The following is a 21305-nucleotide window of genomic DNA, read 5'->3' as shown; positions in this document are numbered from 1 at the left end:
TCATAAAAGTCCCTTACAAAAGTCCCTAAATGACTACAATATGGAGGCGACACCCGGATTTGAACCGGGGAATCAAGGTTTTGCAGACCCATGCCTTACCACTTGGCTATGTCGCCTTAAATTTAACACTAGTGCGTCTATTGAGATAACAAAATCAAACCATATATTAATTTGGTTTAATTTGCAATGATGGTGCCCAAAGCCGGACTTGAACCGGCACGGTATTGCTACCGAGGGATTTTAAGTCCCTTGTGTCTACCAATTCCACCACCTGGGCAATTCAGGCTTTAAGCCTAGAGTGGAACGAAAGGTGATTCAACTACGCTCTCTGAATATTAAAACTAGTCGCCTTGAACGATCGTGGTGTATTTGCCAACAATACCTAAAAAGTTGTTTGTCTCACGGCTCACCATTTTAATCTTGGTAACACCGCCGCTTTTAGCCGCTTTTTCTACCGAACAATTACCGGTAGCCACAAGGCTAAAAAAACTCCAACAACTCGCACGCCCTTCTTTGGAGTATTGTGCATCATTACCAGAAACTGGCATCGTTACCATAGTGATAAGAGCACCATTTGGCGAAGAAGACGCACAACCACTCATCAAAACGCCCAAGCATACGCTAGCTAACTTCAAACGCAATCTTAAATCCTCTTAAATACTACTTAAGTTATGGAGCGGGAAACGGGGATCGAACCCGCGGCCCCGACCTTGGCAAGGTCGTGCTCTACCACTGAGCTATTCCCGCACTCTTTATTCAAAAAGACAATTGTTATTGTATCTAAACTCAATAATAAAAGTCAAGGTTTTGTTAAAATTTTCAATTCTCTTTTATGAAAACAGATTGCGACTCTGTTCTCTTTATAGTGGCAGTGTCTATAAAAATGCTTTGTAAAATAAGCCATAAATTCAAATAAAACCCGTTTAAGAGTTGCTAAATATGGGTAAAAAATATACAATACCTTATAATAAGATGAAAATTCAAAGCGTTTTGCGCTCATTTTTTATTTCTTTATTAATTTGATTGCATAATAATAGCTGTCATAACACATAATCATAGGAGTTTCAATCATGAAAGAAGTCATTCATTCAACGCTAGCCCCAAAAGCGATAGGCCCTTATTCTCAAGCTATCGCTACTAACGATCTTGTTTTTGTCTCTGGGCAATTGGGTATTGATGCGAGCACCGGCGAATTTAAAGGCACGGATATTCATTCTCAAACCACGCAGTCAATGGAAAATATCAAAGCGATTTTAAAAGAAGCAGGGTTAGGGATGGATAGCGTGGTTAAAACGACTATTTTATTGAAAAGTTTAGACGATTTTGCGGTGGTGAATGAAATCTATGGGAGTTATTTTAAAGAGCCTTATCCGACCAGAGCGACCTTTCAAGTGGCTAAACTGCCTAAAGACGCTTTAGTAGAAATTGAAGCGATAGCCATTAAGTAATTTTATTCAAGGGATTATCAGCATGAAAAAAGAGGTCGTGGTAATAGGCGGTGGGATTGTAGGGCTTTCTTGCGCGTATTCTATGCATAAATTAGGGCATAAGGTTTGCGTGATTGAAAAAAGCGATGGCACAAACGGCACTTCTTTTGGGAATGCCGGGCTCATTTCTGCGTTTAAAAAAGCCCCGCTCTCATGCCCTGGTGTGGTGTTAGACACCCTAAAACTCATGCTCAAAAACCAAGCCCCTTTAAAATTCCATTTTGGGCTTAATTTAAAGCTCTATCAATGGATTTTAAAGTTTATGCAAAGCGCGAACGCCAAATCCACGCACCGCACCATGGCGTTGTTTGAACGCTACGGGTGGTTGAGTATTGATATTTATCATCAAATGCTAAAAGACGGCATGGACTTTTGGTATAAAGAAGACGGGCTTTTAATGATCTACACTCTAGAAGAAAATTTTGAAAAAAAGCTTAAAACTTGCGATGACAGCGGTGCTTATAAGATCTTGAATATGAAAGAAACCAAAGAATACATGCCTATTGTTAATGGCAACATCTGTGGGAGCGTGCTTTTAACCGAAAATGCGCATGTGGATCCGGGCGAAGTGGTGCACTCTTTGCAAGAATATTTACAAAATGCGGGCGTGGAGTTTCTTTATAATGAAGAAGTGGTTGATTTTGAGTTTAAAAATAATCTCATTGATGGCGTTATCACGCATAAGGAAAAAATCCAAGCAGAAAGAATCATTCTAGCCACCGGGGCTAACCCCACTCTCATTAAAAAAACCAAGAACGATTTTTTAATGATGGGGGCTAAAGGCTATAGCATCACCTTTAAAATGCCTGAAGAATTAAAACCCAAAACCTCTTCTTTATTTGCGGATATTTTCATGGCAATGACCCCACGAAGAGACACCGTTAGGATCACTTCTAAATTAGAATTAAACACCAACAACGCCCTCATTGATAAAGAGCAAATCGCTAACATGAAAAAGAATTTAGCCGCTTTCACGCAGCCTTTTGAAATGAAAGACGCCATAGAGTGGTGCGGTTTCAGGCCCTTAACCCCTAATGATATTCCTTATTTAGGGTTTGACAAACGCTATAAAAACTTAATCCATGCGACAGGACTAGGGTGGCTTGGCATCACTTTTGGCCCGGCCATTGGTAAAATCATCGCCGATTTAAGCCAAGACGGAGCGAATGAAAAAAATGCCGATATTATGCTTTTTTCTGCATTTTTTAGGGATTAAGGAATTTCTTTTTTAAACCCTAGTTTATTAAGGAGTTTTTATGGAAACGATTGATTCGGTGGTGCGTTTGTTATCTAATTTTGTGTGGGGGATTCCCATGCAAATTTTATTAGTAGGCACCGGCTTGTTTTTAACCTTCTATCTTAGGGGTTTGCAATTCAGTAAGATTTTTTATGCGATCAAAATCCTTTTTGACAAAGAGTCCCAATCTAAGGGCGACATTTCGCAATTTTCCGCCCTCATGCTCTCTTTAGGGGCGACTGTAGGCATTGGGAGTATCGTAGGCGTAGCGACCGCTATTAGCATTGCAGGGCCAGGTGCGGTGTTTTGGATGTGGGTTACCGGGCTTGTTGGCATGGCGACTAAGTATTCTGAGGGGATTTTAGCGGTGAAATACCGGGAAAAAGGGGCGTTTGGATACAACGGAGGGCCTATGTATTACATCAAAAACGGCCTTAACATGCCCAAACTCGCCATGGCGTTTGCGATTTTTACGATTATTGCAAGCATTGGCACCGGTAACATGACGCAATCTAATGCGGTTTCTTCCATTTTGAGCGAACAAGCGAACTTGCCCAGTTGGGTTTCAGGCTTATTGCTCACGATTTTAACCGCTTTCATTGTCATTGGGGGGATTAAATCCATTGGCAAATTCACTTCTTACTTAGCTCCTGTGATGGTGCTTTTATATTTGATCACCATTCTTTTTATTATTTTTAACCATTTTGATTTAGCCATTCAAGCGATCAAACTCATTTTTGAAGAAGCCTTTAACCCTAAACCCGTTGTGGGCGGAGCGAGCGGCGCGTTGGTAGCGACGATGATAAAAACGGGCGTGGCTAGGGGGTTGTATTCTAATGAAGCGGGGTTGGGGAGCTCAGCCATTATTGCCGCAAGCGCTCAAACGCACCACCCGGTGCGCCAAGCCCTAGTGTCCATGCTCCAAACTTTTATTGTAACTTTAATAGTGTGTTCGGCAACAGCGAGCGTGATTTTAATGGCGCCAGAATACAACACCTTGCTCCCTAATGGGGAAAAATTAAGCGCTAATTTGCTCACTCTAAAAAGCACGGAGTATTTTCTAGGCTCATTAGGGACGGTGGTGATTTTTTTAACCATGATCTTTTTTGCCTACTCTACGATTATTGGTTGGGCTTATTATGGGGAAAAATGCACTGAATACGCCTTTGGTGAAAAAAAAGTGAAATATTACCGCTTGATCTTTTTAGCGAGTGTGATGGTGGGGGCTATGGCTAAAATTGATTTTGTGTGGAATTTAGCGGATCTTTCTAACGGGCTTATGGCTATCCCTAATTTGATTGCGTTGATTTTGTTGCATAAGGTAGTTTCTTCGGAAACGCGTTGGTATTTTAGCAAGCATTCTAACAAGTAAGACGGCATGTTAAAAAGGGCGAGTTTTGTAGAAGTGAATACCGCTTCTTTAAGGCATAATTTTAGCGCAGCCAAAAGCATCGTCCCTAAAGACGCCCACATCATGGCGGTTGTCAAGGCGAACGCTTATGGGGTGGGAGCCATAAAAGCGAGCGAAATTTTCTTACAAGAAGGGGCACATTATCTAGGGGTAGCGACTTTAGATGAAGCTTTAGAGTTGCGCTCTTATTTTTCTAAAACCCCCATTTTGATTTTAGGCTATAGCCCTAATTCTAACGCTTCCATGCTGATTGATAACGATTTGAGCACTATGATTTTTAGCCTTGAACAAGCGGAAGTTTTTTCTCAAATGGCTTTAAAATCTCAAAAACGCTTAAAAATCCATCTCAAAATTGATACCGGCATGCACCGCTTGGGATTAGAACCTAATTTTAAAAGCATAGAAACCATTAAAAAAATCCGCGCTTTAAAAGGCTTGGAAATAGAGGGGATATTCACGCATTTAAGCAACGCTGATTCCAACATTAAAACCCATGCTAAAAACCAAATGAAAGCCTTTAACGCTTTTTTAGAGCAGCTTTCAAATCAAAAAATAGAGTTTCAATACCGCCATGCTTACAATTCCGCCGGCATCCTTTCTTTGTGTAACGGGAATGAAAATCGTTTGTTAAACCTCTATCGCCCAGGAATCATGCTCTATGGTTTTTACCCTTCTAATGAAATGAAAAAATCATGCCCAACCATTTTAAAAAATGTTATCAGTTTAAAAGCTCAAATCGTTCAAATCAGAAGCGTTAAAAAAGGCGAATTTATTGGCTATGGCGAGCACTTTTATACCAATGAAGAAACTTTAGTGGGTGTTTTAGCTCTAGGGTATGCAGACGGGTTAATGCGCGCTTTAGGCAATCGCATTCAAGTAGCGATCAATAACCAGTTAGCCCCCCTTATTGGCAAGGTGTGCATGGATCAGTGCTTTGTCAAGCTCAATAATATTCAAGCCAAAGAGGGCGATGAGGTCATCTTGTTTGGGGATAAAAGCGCTAAGGCTAATGACGCAAGCGAAATCGCTACGCTTTTAAACACCATTCCTTATGAAACCATCAGCACTCTATCCAAACGCTTGGAGCGCGTCTATATTTAAAATCAAACCATGCAAAATTTTTATTTTGTGTTAGAATGCTTGAAAAATTTAGGATTAGAATATAAAATGAAAAAAGTTTTATTTCTCTTTTTATTGGCAATAAGCTTTTTTGGGGGTTTTTTGAACGCTTCTAGCTTGTATGAAAAACTTATCAATAAAGAAACGATTAGCGTTGGCACAGAAGGCATTTACCCCCCTTTCACTTACCATAATAAGGAAGGCAAGCTCACCGGCTATGATGTGGAAGTGGCTAGGGAGTTGGCTAAAGAGCTTGGCGTGAAAATCAAATTCCACGAAACTTCATGGGATATTATGCTTACAGGCTTGAAATCGGGGCGTTTTGATATGGTCGCTAACCAGGTGAGTTTGACGACTAAAAAACGCCAAGCGACTTTTGATAAAAGCTTGCCTTATAGCTATTCAGGAACGATCATGCTGGTTAGAAAAGATGAAAACCGCATTAAAGACATTAAAGACATTAAGGGTTTGAGGGCGGCTAACACTTTAAGCTCCACTTATGGGGAAATCGCTTTCAAATACGACGCTCAAATCGTTTCGGTGGATTCTATGGCGCAAGCTTTGTTGCTGGTGGCGCAAAAACGGGCCGATTTGACCTTAAATAGTTCTTTAGCGATCTTAAACTACCTAAACACCCACAAAAACAACCCCTTTAAAATCGCATGGGAGTCCAAAGAAAAAGATGGGGGCGCTTCCTTTGTCATCAACAAGCACCAAGAAAAAGCCTTAGAGCTTATCAACCAGGCGATGCAAAGATTGATAGATAAAGGGGTTTTAAAACGCTTAGGCGAACAATTTTTTGGAAAAGATGTCAGCCAGCCATAATCTGTCTTTGTTTTTTGAATCTTTAGATTTGAGCAAGGAGCGTTTGGAATTACTATTAGAGGCTTTCTACCCCATGCTAAAAGCCGCTTTTTGCATTTCTTTGCCTTTGGCGATCATTTCTTTCATTTTGGGCTTATTCATTGCGGTTTTTGTGGCCCTCATTAAAATCGCACCCCCTAAACATTTCATTCATAAGGCTTTATTGGCGGGCGTGAATTTCTATGTTTCGCTCATTAGAGGCACGCCTTTATTGGTCCAAATCGTGGTGGTGTTTTATGGTTTGCCCGCCCTTGGGGTTTATATTGATCCAATCCCAGCAGGCATTATTGCGTTTTCTTTCAATGTAGGGGCATACGCTTCAGAGACTTTGAGGGCGAGTTTTCTTTCTGTCCCTAAAGATCAGTGGGATTCAAGCTTGAGTTTGGGCTTGAATTACTTGCAAACCTTTTGGCATGTCATCTTTTTTCAAGCGCTCAAAGTCGCCACGCCAAGCCTGAGCAACACTTTCATCAGCCTTTTTAAAGAAACTTCTTTAGCTTCGGTGGTAACTATCGCAGAGATTTTTAGAATCGCGCAGCAAAAAGCGAACGCCAGCTATGACTTTTTGCCTATTTATTTGGAAGCCGCTTTGATTTACTGGCTTTTTTGCTTGGTTTTAGAAGTGATTCAAAAGCGCGTGGAAAAAATCTTAAATTAAGTTGGCTCAAAAAAGCCGATGAAAAAAGATAGAGCAACTTTTTGACTCCATTCTTAGGGCTATCCTATTGGCTCTTTTTTATTTTGGAAATTACAAAAAGAGGATATAGCCAAGAGCGACGAACAAGACGAGAATAAACTCAATTTCCAACTCTATAAATTCATTACAAATTACGATGAGCGAAAGCCTCACAATGAAAAAATCTATATTGAACAAATCAGTCGTGATGAGTTGTGTATTGTCCTAGATGGCCAACAGCGCTTAACCTCGCTTTATATCGGGCTTAAAGGCAACGCTTAAGAAAAAGGGGGCTAGATACGATAACCCAACGCTTATGAAGAGAAGCGTTTGTATTTGAATTTGAAACACCAGCCAAACATGGACAATCCAGAAGACAATTACCAATTTGAATTCCATGCCAAAGCGCCTACAAACGATAAAGATCATTTTTGGTTTAAGGTGGGGGATATTTTAGAGTTGGAAAGTGGTGTTTTGAATTACACACAAGAACATGGTTTAAAAGGGAATGAATTGAATTTACTAGAAAAGCTAAAAGACGCTTTTCACACCAAACAACTCATCTCATTTTTTGAAGAAAAAGAAAAAAATCTTAATAAAGTTTTAAATATTTTTATCCGTGTCAATAGTGGCGGGGTTAAGTTAAGCTATTCAGATTTATTGATGTCCATTTTGACAGCAAGCTTTTCAAGCGATATTAGAGAAAAAATGGACAAGTTAGTGGATGCTTTAAAAGACAAAGGCTTTCCAAATGTGGAGCAAGACCGAGTGCTAAAAACTTGCTTGCTTCTCATTGGTAAAGACACTACTTTTGAATTAAAAAATTTTAATAAAAATAATGTCAAAGAGATTGAAGAAAATTGGGAAAAAATTACAAAAAGCATCTATGACGCTGCAAACCTATTAGAAACTTTTGGTTATGCCGGCCATCTAGGTTCAGCTTATATTTTATCCAGCTTAGCCTATTTTTATTTTTTAAAACAAAAAATGGATAAAAACGATGAAGAACAAGCCCTAAAATTTGTCCGCAACGCTCAAATCATGGGTTATTTTGATGGGTCAACGGATACAAAATTCAGTATCATAGCTCATAGCATCAAAGAAGCTCGCACTTTTGAAGCATTCAACCACAATTTAGCTAAACATGAAACAAACCCTTTAAAAATCACTAATGATGCTATAGAAGGCATGGTGTCTTTTGATCGCCCTACTAAAGTCTTTCCTGTTTTGCAAATCTTATACCCCAATCTGAACTATAAAACCACCACTTTTCATATAGACCATATTTAGTCCAAGTTTAAAAAGAAAAATGAAAAATTGGATAAAGATTTCTATGAGTGTGGGAATCATTTATACAACCTCCAGCTTTTAGAAGGCCAAGAAAACAGCGCCAAAAAGGATAAAGACCCTGAAGTGTGGCTCAAAGAAGAATATAAAAATGAGCAAGCCATAGAAGAGTATAAAAAAAGAAATTATATTGACCCTAAACTAAAATTAGAATGGGAAAATATAAAGGAGTTTCGTAAGAAAAGAGAAGAAGCTATCATTACAAAATTAAAAGAAGTGTTATTACCCCAGTCTTAATAGGGGGGGGTGTTTTCGTGGCTGATACAATCAAGTAAGCGTTTTGACAAAACGGGTAAAACAAAATTTAAATCCTTTTAAGTGATGCTTAATGATAAAAAAGATAAAATGATTCAATTTTTGAGCGCTAATAAAATTTCATTTAATATTTGTTATCTAAAAATGCCGTTAAGGTGTAAGGTAGTTATAAATCAATCTTATCCCTATTAGTTTCAAAATGACAAATTTAAAACAGGGCGATAGCCTTAGTGAAAGGATAATCAATAAAACATTTAGGCAAAAAAGAGATAAAAACCTTAGGATTATCTTCGCTTGGGGGGACTTTAGAGTTTTATGATTTTATTATCTTTGTATTTTTTACGAGTATCATTGCCAAACACTTTTTCCCAAACACTCTCAGCCCTATTTGGTCTGAAATCAACACTTATGGTATCTTTGCTGCAGGTTATCTGGCGCGCCCGCTTGGCGGCATAGTGATGGCCCACTTTGGGGATAAATTCGGCCGTAAAAACATGTTCATGCTCTCTATTTTATTGATGGTAATCCCAACCTTTGCACTCGCTTTGATGCCAACTTTTAATCATTTTGTGAGTTTTGGCGTTGATAGCATGGGACTTACCCCAAAAAACGCTCATTATCTTGGTTACATAGCTCCTGTTTTTTTGATATTTGTTAGGATCTGTCAAGGCGTTGCTGTGGGTGGTGAATTGCCTGGCGCTTGGGTTTTTGTTTATGAACATGCTCCGCAAGGTCAAAAAAACACTTATATTGGTTTTTTAAGCGCTTCTGTAGTTTCTGGGATTTTGCTTGGGAGTTTGGTTTATATTGGGATTTACATGGTTTTTGACAAGCCTGTTGTTGAAGCTTGGGCTTGGCGGGTTGCTTTTGGGCTTGGAGGGATTTTTGGTATCATTTCTGTCTATTTGAGACGCTTTTTAGAAGAAACTCCTGTTTTTCAGCAAATGAAGCAAGACAATGCCTTAGTTAAATTCCCGCTTAAAGAGGTGTTTAAAAATTCTTTCTTTGGTATATTAATCTCCATGCTTATCACTTGGGTTTTAACCGCTTGTATTTTGATTTTTATCCTTTTTGTTCCAAATTTTACCCTCATGCATCCTAATTTTAATTTCACTCCTTTTGAAAAAACCTATTTTCAAATTTTAGGGCTTGTTGGCATTGTAAGTTCTATTATTTTAACCGGGTTTTTGGCCGATAAAATCAAACCGCACAAAGTTTGCATGGCTTTTAGCGCGGTCTTTGCTTTTTTTGGCTTTTTATTTTTTAAAGAATTTTATTCTAACGTGCCGAGTTTAGTGAATACCATAGTTTTATACTTTTTAGCTTGCTTTTGTGCGGGTATTATGAATTTTTGCCCCATTTTTATGAGCGATGTGTTTAGCGCTAGAATCCGTTTTAGCGGGATTTCCTTCGCTTATAACATAGCCTATGCTATAACCGCTGGCTTTACCCCTCAACTTTCAAGCTGGTTAAATGCAAAAGCTATAGCCGCGCCTGAAAGTTTGCAAAGCTATGGTTTAAGCTTTTATATTTTTGTGGTTGCTTTAATTGCTTTTATCGTATCGCTTTTAATGGCACCAATTTACAATCAATCTAACCCCCAACACGAAGTGCCGCCCATAACATGAAAGAAGCGCAAACCTTTGAGTAATTCAATCAAGATTTAGCCGATAGCGTTGGTGGGTTTTTAAAAAAACCCCCTAGCTCCGCGCATCACAATAAAATCATCGTTTGATTAAGCTCTTTAATCTTTTAGCGTTTCAAAACACCCACCCATAATTAAAAAACACCTTAAAATGGCTAGCCCCTTCATTGAAAACAAGAGAGTTCGTATAATCGCCATTGCTAGAAACGACGCTAGCTTTTCTTTGGATTAAAGGAATGCTAATCCCTACAGAATATTTAGAATGCTTATAGCGGTAGTTCAATCCAGTAGCCACATCTAAATTGCCGCTTCCTTTGACTTTATTGAGCGCATAATAGCTGTTATACAAGCCCCTTAACCCCCCAAAGATACCAAAGGATGAAGAAAAATTCCTTCTGGTTTGAATGTCTATAGGGTTATTTTTATTGGAGTAAGTGGTGATGAAATCCACCAACAAATCTATCCCCCCACCATAGCTTAGCTGCTGGACTTTTTGATCACTAGCTTTAGCGTAATTGTATTTGATGATGCCATAATAAGCCAACCCTATGAAATCATTGAAGTAGTTTTGATAGCCTATTTTAGCGTTAACCCCTAAAATAGGGCTTCTAAAACTTTGCGAAGCGCTTGAAAAATAGTGGTTAGTAACGCTAGAAGTTACAAAGGTTTTTTGAATGGTGCCAAGCATGGAATTGGCTAAATCTTGCGTGTTCAAACTGGCGTTTAGATTGTAGTTTGTTTGACTATTGAGATTAGCGAAATTGATCGGTAAAGCGTTTTGATTGATGAGCTGCTGCCAAACCGCTGCTGTTACCCCTAAAAAGCCAGCCGGAACATCCGCACAATTATGATAAATGGAATTAGGGTAGTTGCTAGGGAAAGCGGGTTGATTGGATCCGCCATAAAGCGAACACACATTATAGGGGAGGCCATCAGAATCTTTTGGCTTGCCGTTTTCATTTTGACCGGTTGGCACCCTTTGATAAGTCATGTTCCCGTTATGCCCATAGCCTTTAGTGTGGCTGAATTCATGCAAAATGGTTCTTAAATCCTCTAAATTGATAGTCTTAAGGTTGTTGCCAAAGAGTTTTGTAGGATCTAAAGCAGAAGCCACTACCCCCAATTGACCATAATGCTTACCATCATCATTATTGCTAGGGGTAATATCACTCCCAAGCCCTACAACCCCTGAATCCTTTAAAATAACGACATCAAGATCCGCTTTGTTTCTAAATTTATTGACAATGTCTTGTTTGTTTAACACATAACTTTCATTTTGAGAATTGACACGCCCGTTTGTTCCGGGATTTACGCATTTTGAAGAATCATTATCGCAATCTGTTGGGCTGTTAGTGAATTCAAAAGGAGCGTTTAAAATCGCATCGCCCCAAGATTGAGAGTCTAACACAGCGATCATGTTCAACATTAAGTTCGTGAATTCCTCTGCGGTTTGTGGGGTAAAGGCTTCCCAGTGATTTTCGTGACCTTCAAATTTGTTTTCATTCCTATAATTTACGACCAAATTTGTTTTAATCTTATTGAGCGTTTCAAACACCCTTTGCGTGTTAGCGTCAGAAACAGAAGTGCTAGTGGCTTCAAATTTTGGAAAAAAGAAAGTATAGGGGTCAATTTTATCAAACGCCTCTTTTAGACTATCAAACGCTTCCCCAGGTAAAACAATCTTAGAGTGTTTGGGGATAGTTTCTATCACGCCTAGATCGATCATATTGCCTTGAGCGTCTGTGAAACTAAGCTTAACATTGCTCAGATTATAAGGTAGGAAGTTTTCTATAGTTAATTTACCACCAATATACAGCACTTTAACAGGGGATAAAGATGAAAAGTTCAATTGTGATATAGATTTAGCGTCTGTGAATAAATTAGCCGCTCTTTTTAAAACGGCGTCTGTGGGTAAATAATTATAAGTTGCGTAAGTGTTTTTCGTGGTGGTGTGTCTTTTTTCTTGCGTTTGTGTGCCTTCTAACAGCCCGGTTTCAAACCCGGCTTCTATGAAAAAGCCATTTTTCTCATTAGCTTCTAAAGCACTGAATAATAAAAACGAAGTGAATAGTTTTCTCATGGTTATTTCTTTTTAGTTTATAGTGTCTTTATTATACCATTTAAGGGGATTGTTTGTTTATTTTTTGAAATTTAAAGCTTTTATAAGGGATTGGTATTTCATATTGAAACAAAATTTTAAAAACAAGCGTTTGTTTTAGGGCTAATTTAGTATTAATTAGGCTGTGTTAATCAAAGTTTGATAATTAGAGTTATCGCTTGGATGCGTGTCAAATTGATGTGCCAATTAGGACAGAATCTTTTCCATAAAAAGAGTGGGGAAAATCAGAGTTTCTCCACCCAACTCAACCGCGCAATCTTCTTCTTTGATTGGCATAAAACCCAGCTTTTGATAGAGATTGCATGCCTTGATTTGACTTTTGCTCACATGCAGAGAGATTTTAGTATAGCCTTTAACAAAAGCGTATCGCTCCACGCTCTCATAGAGTTTTTGACCCAACCCTTGGGATTGATAAGCGCTATCCATGTGGAATTTGCACAGCTCTGCTTCTGTCTTATTGATAGGATTAAGCCCGCAGATCCCAATGAGCTTTTTATCCTTTCTCATTCCAAAAAATTCCCCGCCACGCTCGCGCAATTTTTGAACGAATCCGCTAATGCTGGGCAAAAGATCCAAGCGTTGGATAAACCCTAAAGGGTTATCAGCGATGCGTTGGGCATAAAATTCTTCCAATTCAGTAGGGTATTTGGGCGAAAAAACTTTGATGGTCATGATTGATTTTTTAAAACCCTTTTTGATTGTCCCACAAGCGGATATGGAGTCTGTCGCTAAGGTTAAAACCATGCTCTAGGGCTAGGGGGGCTAGGGTTTTGAGATTTTTGTCTAATTCCTTATTCGTTGCGCCTAAGGGCATTAAAAAGATTTCATTATTTTTTAATGAAAGTTGTTTCAAAAGGTTTTGAATTTCTATGATAGATTGAGCGGCGTTTTTGCTCTCTAAAACAAATTTAAAATGCGCGCTTTTAGCGTTATTTAAAATATTTTGCAAGGCTTTAAGGTTGATCCGCTTGCTTTCTTCCTCTAAAGAAAAAGAGAGTTTGACGCTCAGGGTGAAATGCAATTCTTTTAAAATAGGGCTAAATTCAAAAAAAATAGAGCCGTTACTCTCTACAAATAAAGGGATTTTTTTGTGATAAAAATGCTCTAAAACGCTGATTAAAATAGGGTTATTAAAATACAAGCTTGGCTCCCCGCCTGTAAGAATGAAATCAAAATGTTTATAATTAGGGGTTAAATCCTCTAATCGTTCAATCAAAGATTGAGGCTCATTGTAATAATCCCAAGTTTCTTTGAATTTAGGATGCACCGCATACAAGCTATCGCAACCTGTTAGGATTTCATCATGCAATATGGTTTTACAATTAAAGCCCTTACATGAAAGGTTACACCCCCCTAAGCGCAAAAAAAGACTGGGTTTGCCTATCCTTTTTCCTTCACCTTGTAAGGAAAAAAAGCTCTCAACGACCGGGAGTTTCATTTTTTAAGGGATTTGGTGTAGGGGTTTAGCGTGGAAAAAGCATTGTTTTTCATCGCTAATGATTTTATTAAAAAAATCCTTATCATGCCACAAATTTTGAATGCCTTGTGAGAAAGAAACGCAACAATTATGCACTAAAGATTTAAAATGGGGGTTTTCTAAATCTTTTAAAAAGCTCTCCGCGTAGCCGTTTTTAGTTTCATGCACGCGCACGCTAGAGATTTTTAACTCCCCTTCGTTATTGGAAAAAACGCTTTTTTGTAAGATCCTTGTCAGGTAGTATAAAAACATGAGAGCGTAACTCTCTGCGCTCAAATTGAACGAGCATTTCACATAACGAACGCAATGATTTTCTATAAAACGCTGAAACTCATCGCTTTCTTTGTCCCAAAAATGATGGGCATGATCAAACGACTCAATGAAAACTTGCATTTCTTGTTGCATCAGCCCAAAATCTAACGCCATGTTCGCACTGTCTAAGCGGTTGGTTTCAATAAAAACCTCCACTTCATAATTATGCCCATGGATATTTTGAGCGCATTTTACAGAAGAGCAATTGCGCACCACATGGCTAGCGCAAAATTTATACAATCGCCTGATAACCATTACTCATTGCCTATAACATGGCTGATAAAGGGGCAGTCTTAGATTGTAGTAGTAGCGTTCAGGGCGGTTAAAATCAATGCGCTTGATCGTGCTTTTAATCAAATCCCTATAGAGCATTTGATAGCCGCAAGTCCTCCCGCTCACGCTCCCATCCACATACAAAACCCGTTTTTGCAGCACCACATCATACCAATCCAAAATAAAATGCGAATTAGCGCTCATTAAAATTTGCTCGCTGAAGCCATTGATAGCGTAGTAATCGGTAGGGGTTTGGGAGCAATAAAACTGCCCTCCAAGAAAATAACAAGGTTTATTGACTTGATCGATCAGTTGGTAATTGTATTGGTAGAACGGCACAGCTGAGATGTTGCGGACAATGCGCGCATAGATCACATTTTTGGCTTTATCCAGTGGGAATTCCGCTTGCGTGAAGACATTGTAAAAGCCTAATTTTTGCAATTCATAAACAATCACATTGATATGATAAGAAGTCATCGCATCGCTTCTGTCATAAGCCACCACGATAGTGGAATTGTAGTTGAACAAATAATCCCCTGTAACTTCTGAATAATACCCCATGTGCAAGCGGTGTTGGCATGCGCTAAAGAAGAATAGAACCCCAACAATCAGCCCTAAAAAAGCCAAGCGGTGATTTTTACTCACTTTAACATTCCCTTATGCCAAGATTCCAAATTTTTCAAATCATCATAACTGGTTAAGTCTAAATTTAAAGGCGTGATAGAAACATGGTTTGAAGCAATAGCGTCAAAATCAGAGAGTCTGTCTTCATTTTCGCGCTTTTGCCATTCTAAAGGGTGTAACCCCAGCCAAAAATAGCTTTCATTTTTGGGGTCTGTGCGCTTATGCACTTCTTTTTTATACAACCTATAGCCCTTAGGGGTGATGCATTCGCCCTTATATTCTTGTAAGGAGCAATTAGGGACATTCACATTCAAGAGTTTGCGCCCTTTTAAGGGGTAGCCGTTTGTGAAAATGTTTTGGACTAAATCCTGGATAATCTTTTGAGCCAGATCAAAACTTAGGGGCGTGTTTTTGTTTCTATGAGAAAGGATTTGAGAAATCGCAATGGAAGGCACGCCCTGAATGGTGCCTTCAATCGCTCCGGCCACCGTTCCAGAATAAATCGTGTCTTCGCCCATGTTGGATCCAAGATTGATCCCTGAAATCACTAAATCAAAACAAACATGTTTAAAAAGCTCATTGATCGCCAGATACACGCAATCGCTTGGCGTGCCATCATCAATCTTATAATGCCTGCCTTCTTTGCCCTTAATTTTCTCCGCTCTTAAAGGCGCAGTGATGGTGATGCATTGCGAGCATGCGCTTTTTTCATGCTTGGGGGCGATCACATAAATTTCTGCCATTTTTTCTAAAGCTTGTTCTAAAGCTTTAATGCCTTTTGCATGGTAGCCATCATCGTTGGTGAGTAAAATTTTTTTCATGTCTTGCCTTTAAATAGAGTGTTCAATAATGCGTTCAAATTTTCTTGCAATAAAGGATAAGCGGGTTTTAGTAGGTTTAAATCGTCTAAAACCTCTGTTTTTAAAGTTTGGGCGTAACCGCTTGCCTTTTCTAGCCCCAATAAATTCACAAAGCTGTTTTTAGCGCCGTCTAAATGAGTGGTTTTACCGCTTTCTTCTTCATCTTGTGTAACATCTATAATATCATCTAACACTTGAAAGCAAAGACCCATTTTTAACCCAAAAGCCTGAAGCCATTTAAAAAGCTCTTCATCTTTAATACCGCTTGCAACAAACCCCATCATCAAGCTTGCGCTAATCAATTTAGCGGTTTTATGCTCGTGTAAGAAAGTGAGCTGCTCTAAATTTAAGGGCGTGTTTTCAAAATAGCAATCCAAAGCCTGCCCTAAGATCATGCCTTTAATCCCCCCATTAGCGCTTAAGATTTTGATCAATTCCACAATGATATGGCTTTCTAGTAAAGAGTTTGAAAGCAATTCAAAAGAGTAAGTGTTGAGCGCATCGCCGATTAAAACGGCTGTGGTTTCATCGTATTTAGCGTGTAAAGTGGGGTGGTTTCTCCTTAAAGCGGCATTATCCATGCATGGTAAATCGTCATGGATGAGCGAATAAGTGTGCAAGCATTCAATGCTTAAAGCGATTTTAAAATATTCTGTTTGCCGGTTAGAATAATCTTTTTGACCCACTAACGCGCAAAGCACGGCTAAAAAAAGCTTAGGGCGGAACCTTTTACCCCCATTAAGCACCATTTCAAAAAAGGCTTTTTCCAAATAAGGGTGGAAGCTTTCAAGGTGTAAATGATGGTGGTTTAAAAAGCTTTCAAAACGCTCGCACTCATTATGGTAAAAGGATAAATTAGGGTTATTCATGCATGGAATTATAACCTAAGATTTTAAGAGTTGCATAAATTCAGCTCTGGTTTTAGGGTCTTTTTTAAAGAGGCCTTTTAGAACGCTTGTTTTAATGATCGCATTTTGCTTTTGCACCCCTTGCATGCTCATGCACAAATGCTTGGCTTCACAAACCACAATCACGCCCCTTGGCTCTATGATTTCATCAAAGGTTTCGGCAATTTGAGTGGTCAGCCTTTCTTGGATTTGCAAGCGTCTGCTATAAATTTCAATGAGTTTAGCGATCGCGCTAATGCCTACAATCTTTTCTTTAGGAATGTATCCTAAACTGATATTCCCCAAAAAAGGGAGCAAGTGGTGTTCGCAAGTGGAGTAAAATTCAATGTTTTGAGCCACTATCATTTCATCGCAAACACCCTGAAAATACGCGCTTTTTAAAGCCACTTTAGGATCTTCTTTATAGCCTTTATACAAGAATTTCCATAATTCTTGAACCCTTTTAGGCGTCTCTTTCAAGCCCTCTCTGTTTTTATCTTCGCCGATATTTTCAAAAAACTGGTTGAAAAAATTTTCCATTTAAATGACGCGCCTTGATAAAGATTGGATACGATTTTTAATGCTAGGGTGGGTGCTAAACATTTCAGCGCTAAAAAGATAAGCCGCCGATCGAGTGGAGTTCTGATCTACACCCTTGTAATCGTTGTTCGCATAATCGTTAGAAATTTTTTGTAAGGCTCTAATCATGGGCTTATTGTCATGCATTAAAAACGCCGCCCCGCTATCAGCCATGTATTCTCGTGTGCGACTCAAATACATTTGCAAAAGGAGCGTTAAAAAAGGCAAAATGATCTGTAAAACTAATAAAATCATTCGGGCTAAATTCGCCCCGCTATTCTTGCGATTCCCCATGAAAAAATACACGCTAAAATTAGCCACCAACAGCATGATATTGCTTAAAATCCCCACACACATGGTCAAGCGAATGTCATTGTGCCTGATGTGGCTGAGCTCATGAGCGATCACGGCTTTTAGTTCATCTCTATCCAACCTCTCTATTAAAGCGCTTGTAAGAGCGATAAGGGAGTTAGATTCATTCCACCCGCTCGCAAAAGCGTTCATGTAAGGGGCTTTAATGATATAAAGCTTAGGCTCAAAATGAAGCTTAGTCTCTTCTAAAAGCTCTAACAAAAGGCGATGGATTTGGTTTTCTTTAGAGCTTAAAACCTTGCTTTTGTCAATAAGCTTGTATTCATCACCGCTTAACATGATAGAGCTAAAATTTTGGATACAAACAACAATAATGACAAAAGCCACTAAAAACATGACCATGGTGATCGTAGGAAAAATTTGAAAAGTCATGAGTTTAAAAAGAGCTGTTCCTAAATCGTTAGCATTAATTCTAATGACATCCACCAACAACCCAATAAAAGCAAAAATCACGCAATAAGTCGCTAAAACTGCGTTCGTTTTGAGCCTGTTTTGCACGATAATCTTTTCAAAATTCGTCATTATTTTCTCCTTTCTCATGCTTGATTTCTTTGAGCAACGCGCTCGCATAACTCCCTTTAGGCAAGTAAAATCCCAATTCAAATTGCGCTTTTTCTTTCACATATTGAGAAGTTACATTTTCTGCAAACACCCAAAAAAACCGCCTAGAGCCTAGCGTTTTAGCATGGCTATTTAAAAGGTTATTCTGGAATTCTTTTTCAATTTCTAAACTCAAATTTTTTGCATAAAGAGCTTTTTTGCCGTCTAATAACCCCGTAGGCGCAACTTCTTTTTTCAAAAACCTTTCGCTCTCTTTTTCTAATTCTAAAGCGTCAAAAAACTTCCCATAAGGGTAATGGCACATCACATCGCCTTCTAAGATTTTAAAGGGGTGGGCTTGGTTTTTAAGGGCTTTTAGGGTGTTTGGATTGATATTTAAATTTTTTTGTTTGAAAAATTCTAAATTTTCTTTGACACTAAAAGCGCTAATGATTTTACTGATTTCTAGTCGTTTGCTTAAAAGCGCGTTAAACAAATAACTTTGATAGCTTGAAATTAAAAAAGCGTTTAATTTTTGATGGGCGAATTTCGTTTGATTTTGCAAGATTTTTAAACCTTCTTGGTGGTTGTCATTGAACTTCCCAAAGCGTTGCGGGCCAAAATAATTAGGCATGCCAAACTGCGCGATTTGTTCTAAAACCTGTTCAGTCTTTTGAGCGTTTAGGGGGGTCATTTTTTTAAAACGCATAAAAAAGCGATTCCCTTTCAAATGCCCCAATTTGATTTTATTATGGTGGTAATTCAAAGACAGAATTTTAAGGTTTTTTTCTTGAAAGTTGCTCGTATTTTTTTCTAATAAAGGGGCGTATTTTTTAGGGAGTGAGATGAATTGAGTCGTCAGCGCATTTTTATCTTTCAAGCCCGCATAACCCAATTCGGCGATTCTTACCCCTAAAATTTGAGAAAAAATTTGAAGCATTTCTAAAGTGCTTAAACCGCTTTTTCTCACTTGAATAACGGCATGTTCGCCTGTGTTACTGAATTCATACAAAGGCACTTCATGCACGCAAAAATCCCTAGCGCTAGAATTGAAATGAAAATCAATGCTCGCATGGTTATAAGCATGCAATAGGGGCATAAAATTTAAATTCATGCTTTGATCCTTGAATTAAACGCCCTTGAGAGCGAAACTGAGTCAATGTTTTCAAAATTCACTCCAGTAGGCACGCCTTGAGCGATTTTAGTGAAAGTGAGGTGGAAATGTTGCAATTTATCTTCAATATAAAGCATTAAAGAATCATTAGCCAAAGTGGGAGGGAAAGCAAAAATGATTTCTTTAATGTTTTCTTCAATCAGGCGTTTTTCTAGGGCGTTAAAATCCACTTCTTCTATAGAATTTAACACATAATAGCGCCCTAAAAAATCCTTTAAATCTTCTAAAATAAACACATCTCTTGGGTGTAAAACCATGCAAAGTTGAGAATTTTGCCGGCTCTCATCAGAGCAAATCTCACAAATTTCACTCTCACTGAGCGCGTTACAAGATGCACATCTTTTAAGGTTTTCTAGGGCGTTCTCTAAAGCGTGCGTGATTTTCAGCGCCAGATAGGGGTTTTCTAAACCCAAATGATACGCCATTTTAAAAGCGGATTTTTTACCCACATTGGGGATTTTTTCTAAACAATCCACTAAATTTAAAAAGTGATTCAAGCTGTTTTTATAAGTATTCATTTTGTTAGTATATCAAACTTAACTTGACTTGAAAGCCATTAAAAGGGCTTTTATGGTTTTTTAAAAGAGGGTTTAATATGAAAGGCGCTAATAAAGCGTTTAAATAAAAGCGCTATGATGCGTCATCTCAAATTAAAGGAATACTATGCCGTTTATCAATATCAAACTTGTGCCAGAAAATGGAGGGCCAACAAACGAGCAAAAACAGCAATTGATTGAAGGGGTTTCAGATTTGATGGTTAAGGTGTTAAACAAAAATAAGGCTTCTGTTGTGGTCATTATAGATGAGGTGGATTCTAATAATTATGGTCTTGGGGGCGAGAGCGTCCATCATTTGAGACAAAAAAACTAAATCTTTAAAATTCAAAGGTTGCGATAACATTTAAGGGGTGCTTATTCCCCTAACCCCCTAAAAACTATAAACATAACTCACATTAAACACCACAAGGCGTTTGAAAAAGAGAGAGGTATTTAACCCTTTGCCATGCGTTTCATAAAAGGAATTGATCGCTAAAGGGATTTTTAAGCCCATTTCAAAGCCGTTATGCCTGTCCATATTCACACGAACCCCAAAATTCAAAGGGATTTGGAAAAAACTCGTGTGCATTTTAGCTTGATAATTAATCAAGTAATTGTTGATAAAATCCGTTTCACTCACCCACATGCTCAAACCACTCCCTACCCACGAACTCCCCGCTAAAGCAAAGCCTGCATAAAAACCCACGCTAGAATGTTTTTGTGCATTATCAATGAAATTATACAGATAGTCTATTCCAAGCCCATAGAGGTGGTTATTCATTTTGCCCAAACCATCAAAGCCATTACCCACAAAACCAAAATTAGTGTAACCATAGTCATAGAACAAGTAATAGCGAAACCCTTGATTTTTTTTCTTGGTAAAGAAATGCTTATAACCCACATTCAAAGCTACCCCATACATGCTTGAAATGTTTTTAGAATAAGAATTAGGATCAAGCGCGTTTAGGGAATTTGAAATTGCAGCGATTTGAGAAGACAAAGAAGAAAGCATGCGGTTTTGGGATTGAGCGAATTGCGATTCTAAATTTTTTAAGTTTTCTTCAAATTCGTTAGTGGTGGGTTCTTGGATTTTTTCTAACGCTTGAACTAGTTGTGGGTTAGATGCAGCGCCACCGCTAAGCATCACGATTTTTTCAATATTTTCAAAGCTGGATTGGAGGTAGTATTTCTCAGCTTGGATTTCAGTAGGGGTTAATTGAGAATTGTTTTTCAAAGCGTTGTTGATATATGCAAAGGTTTTAGGCATGCTTGTGATTTCATTTTTGACTTGATTGAGTTTATCAATCTTATTTTGAGCGTTAGAAATGATTTGGATGCGTTCTTGATTCAAAAAAGGGTTATTGTGTTGGATGGCATGACTAATAGAATATTCAAACCCCACGCTCGCATACGCCCCATTTTCTTCAGCGATACAAAAAGATAAAAATAAAGAAAAAGGCAAAGGTAAAGAAAATAAGGTTTTTTGCATGGGTTGATCCTGCTATGAATTG

21 protein-coding genes, 3 tRNA genes and 1 pseudogene are annotated in these 21305 nt (G+C 38.4%); 9 read left to right on the top strand and 16 right to left on the bottom strand.

Annotation, left to right across the window (positions count from 1 at the left end; all coding sequences use genetic code 11):
• Positions 1 to 41 precede the first annotated feature (41 nt).
• The 4 genes from HPSH112_RS04815 to HPSH112_RS04800 all read right to left on the bottom strand — a co-directional run bounded on the left by HPSH112_RS04815 (position 42) and on the right by HPSH112_RS04800 (position 747).
• Positions 42 to 116, bottom strand: a tRNA-Cys gene (locus tag HPSH112_RS04815).
• Positions 117 to 190: 74 nt separating this feature from the next.
• A tRNA-Leu gene (locus tag HPSH112_RS04810) sits at positions 191 to 277 on the bottom strand.
• Between the two features lie 64 nt (positions 278 to 341).
• Positions 342 to 641 (bottom strand): TRL-like family protein, encoded by a 300-nt coding sequence (locus HPSH112_RS04805; protein ID WP_014537130.1) that lies wholly within the window; start codon positions 639 to 641, stop codon positions 342 to 344.
• A 31-nt stretch (positions 642 to 672) separates the two neighbouring features.
• Positions 673 to 747 (bottom strand) — tRNA-Gly (locus tag HPSH112_RS04800).
• Positions 748 to 1070: 323 nt separating this feature from the next.
• On the opposite strand from HPSH112_RS04800, the gene HPSH112_RS04795 reads away from it, so the two are divergent.
• The 8 genes and pseudogenes from HPSH112_RS04795 (at position 1071) to HPSH112_RS04755 (ending at position 10024) form a co-directional block, all read left to right on the top strand.
• A complete protein-coding gene (locus HPSH112_RS04795) occupies positions 1071 to 1448 on the top strand; it encodes a RidA family protein (protein WP_000665805.1) in 378 nt (125 codons plus the stop codon).
• Between the two features lie 22 nt (positions 1449 to 1470).
• Positions 1471 to 2703 (top strand): NAD(P)/FAD-dependent oxidoreductase, encoded by a 1233-nt coding sequence (locus tag HPSH112_RS04790; protein WP_000712564.1) that lies wholly within the window; start codon positions 1471 to 1473, stop codon positions 2701 to 2703.
• A gap of 40 nt (positions 2704 to 2743) precedes the next feature.
• Positions 2744 to 4096: an alanine/glycine:cation symporter family protein gene (locus HPSH112_RS04785; protein ID WP_000447570.1), complete on the top strand. Its 1353-nt coding sequence runs from the start codon at positions 2744 to 2746 to the stop codon at positions 4094 to 4096.
• Positions 4097 to 4102: 6 nt separating this feature from the next.
• Positions 4103 to 5236 (top strand): alanine racemase, encoded by a 1134-nt coding sequence (gene alr, locus HPSH112_RS04780; RefSeq protein WP_000917977.1) that lies wholly within the window; start codon positions 4103 to 4105, stop codon positions 5234 to 5236.
• 66 nt (positions 5237 to 5302) lie between these two features.
• The gene (locus tag HPSH112_RS04775; RefSeq protein WP_014662262.1) at positions 5303 to 6079 is read left to right on the top strand and encodes an amino acid ABC transporter substrate-binding protein; all 777 of its coding nucleotides are present in this window, start codon (positions 5303 to 5305) and stop codon (positions 6077 to 6079) included.
• Positions 6063 to 6776, top strand: a complete 714-nt coding sequence (locus tag HPSH112_RS04770; protein ID WP_014662261.1) for an amino acid ABC transporter permease — start codon at positions 6063 to 6065, stop codon at positions 6774 to 6776. The genes HPSH112_RS04775 and HPSH112_RS04770 overlap by 17 nt, the downstream gene beginning before the upstream one ends.
• 274 nt (positions 6777 to 7050) lie before the next feature.
• Positions 7051 to 8378 (top strand): annotated as a pseudogene (locus HPSH112_RS08495) (GmrSD restriction endonuclease domain-containing protein).
• A gap of 263 nt (positions 8379 to 8641) precedes the next feature.
• Positions 8642 to 10024 carry an MFS transporter gene (locus HPSH112_RS04755; RefSeq protein WP_080024716.1) on the top strand — a complete coding sequence of 461 codons (1383 nt, stop codon included), beginning with the start codon at positions 8642 to 8644 and terminating at the stop codon, positions 10022 to 10024.
• Positions 10025 to 10156: 132 nt separating this feature from the next.
• Here HPSH112_RS04755 and HPSH112_RS04750 read toward each other — a convergent pair whose 3' ends face one another.
• The 11 genes from HPSH112_RS04750 to recR form a co-directional block, all read right to left on the bottom strand.
• Complete coding sequence (locus HPSH112_RS04750; RefSeq protein ID WP_001228491.1) at positions 10157 to 12121, bottom strand: porin family protein; 1965 nt, start codon at positions 12119 to 12121, stop codon at positions 10157 to 10159.
• A gap of 225 nt (positions 12122 to 12346) precedes the next feature.
• Positions 12347 to 12832 (bottom strand): GNAT family N-acetyltransferase, encoded by a 486-nt coding sequence (locus HPSH112_RS04745; protein WP_000153436.1) that lies wholly within the window; start codon positions 12830 to 12832, stop codon positions 12347 to 12349.
• A gap of 10 nt (positions 12833 to 12842) precedes the next feature.
• Positions 12843 to 13598, bottom strand: a complete 756-nt coding sequence (locus HPSH112_RS04740; protein ID WP_000775609.1) for a 7-carboxy-7-deazaguanine synthase QueE — start codon at positions 13596 to 13598, stop codon at positions 12843 to 12845.
• A gap of 3 nt (positions 13599 to 13601) precedes the next feature.
• Entirely contained in the window at positions 13602 to 14204 is a 603-nt protein-coding gene (locus HPSH112_RS04735) for a 6-pyruvoyl trahydropterin synthase family protein (protein ID WP_000236865.1), read from the bottom strand.
• Positions 14205 to 14207: 3 nt separating this feature from the next.
• The gene (locus tag HPSH112_RS04730; RefSeq protein ID WP_000041796.1) at positions 14208 to 14867 is read right to left on the bottom strand and encodes a hypothetical protein; all 660 of its coding nucleotides are present in this window, start codon (positions 14865 to 14867) and stop codon (positions 14208 to 14210) included.
• Positions 14864 to 15667, bottom strand: a complete 804-nt coding sequence (gene surE / locus HPSH112_RS04725; protein WP_000722482.1) for a 5'/3'-nucleotidase SurE — start codon at positions 15665 to 15667, stop codon at positions 14864 to 14866. Before surE ends, HPSH112_RS04730 begins: the two co-directional genes overlap by 4 nt.
• Complete coding sequence (locus tag HPSH112_RS04720) at positions 15664 to 16575, bottom strand: polyprenyl synthetase family protein (protein ID WP_001064288.1); 912 nt, start codon at positions 16573 to 16575, stop codon at positions 15664 to 15666. The genes surE and HPSH112_RS04720 overlap by 4 nt, the downstream gene beginning before the upstream one ends.
• 15 nt (positions 16576 to 16590) lie before the next feature.
• Entirely contained in the window at positions 16591 to 17133 is a 543-nt protein-coding gene (gene folE / locus HPSH112_RS04715) for a GTP cyclohydrolase I FolE (RefSeq protein ID WP_000426951.1), read from the bottom strand.
• The gene (gene htpX / locus HPSH112_RS04710) at positions 17134 to 18084 is read right to left on the bottom strand and encodes a zinc metalloprotease HtpX (protein ID WP_195727936.1); all 951 of its coding nucleotides are present in this window, start codon (positions 18082 to 18084) and stop codon (positions 17134 to 17136) included.
• Positions 18053 to 19198, bottom strand: coding sequence for a tRNA pseudouridine(13) synthase TruD (gene truD / locus HPSH112_RS04705; RefSeq protein ID WP_001052413.1), 1146 nt, complete (start codon positions 19196 to 19198; stop codon positions 18053 to 18055). Before truD ends, htpX begins: the two co-directional genes overlap by 32 nt.
• Complete coding sequence (gene recR, locus HPSH112_RS04700; RefSeq protein ID WP_001099588.1) at positions 19195 to 19776, bottom strand: recombination mediator RecR; 582 nt, start codon at positions 19774 to 19776, stop codon at positions 19195 to 19197. Before recR ends, truD begins: the two co-directional genes overlap by 4 nt.
• A 145-nt stretch (positions 19777 to 19921) precedes the next feature.
• Between recR and HPSH112_RS04695 the strand changes: the two genes are divergently transcribed.
• On the top strand, positions 19922 to 20128 hold the full coding sequence (locus tag HPSH112_RS04695; RefSeq protein WP_001115888.1) for a 2-hydroxymuconate tautomerase family protein: 207 nt from the start codon (positions 19922 to 19924) through the stop codon (positions 20126 to 20128).
• A gap of 57 nt (positions 20129 to 20185) precedes the next feature.
• On the opposite strand, the gene hopJ is transcribed toward HPSH112_RS04695, so the two are convergent.
• On the bottom strand, positions 20186 to 21283 hold the full coding sequence (hopJ, locus tag HPSH112_RS04690) for a Hop family outer membrane protein HopJ/HopK (protein ID WP_001172978.1): 1098 nt from the start codon (positions 21281 to 21283) through the stop codon (positions 20186 to 20188).
• Between the last annotated feature and the right edge of the window lie 22 nt (positions 21284 to 21305).

Origin of the sequence: Helicobacter pylori Shi112, assembly GCF_000277405.1 — a bacterium.
In the GTDB taxonomy this organism is placed as follows: Bacteria; Campylobacterota; Campylobacteria; order Campylobacterales; family Helicobacteraceae; genus Helicobacter; species Helicobacter pylori_C.
The sequence above is the reverse complement of the archived record's forward strand: the minus strand, read 5'-3'. Positions and strand labels throughout refer to the sequence as shown.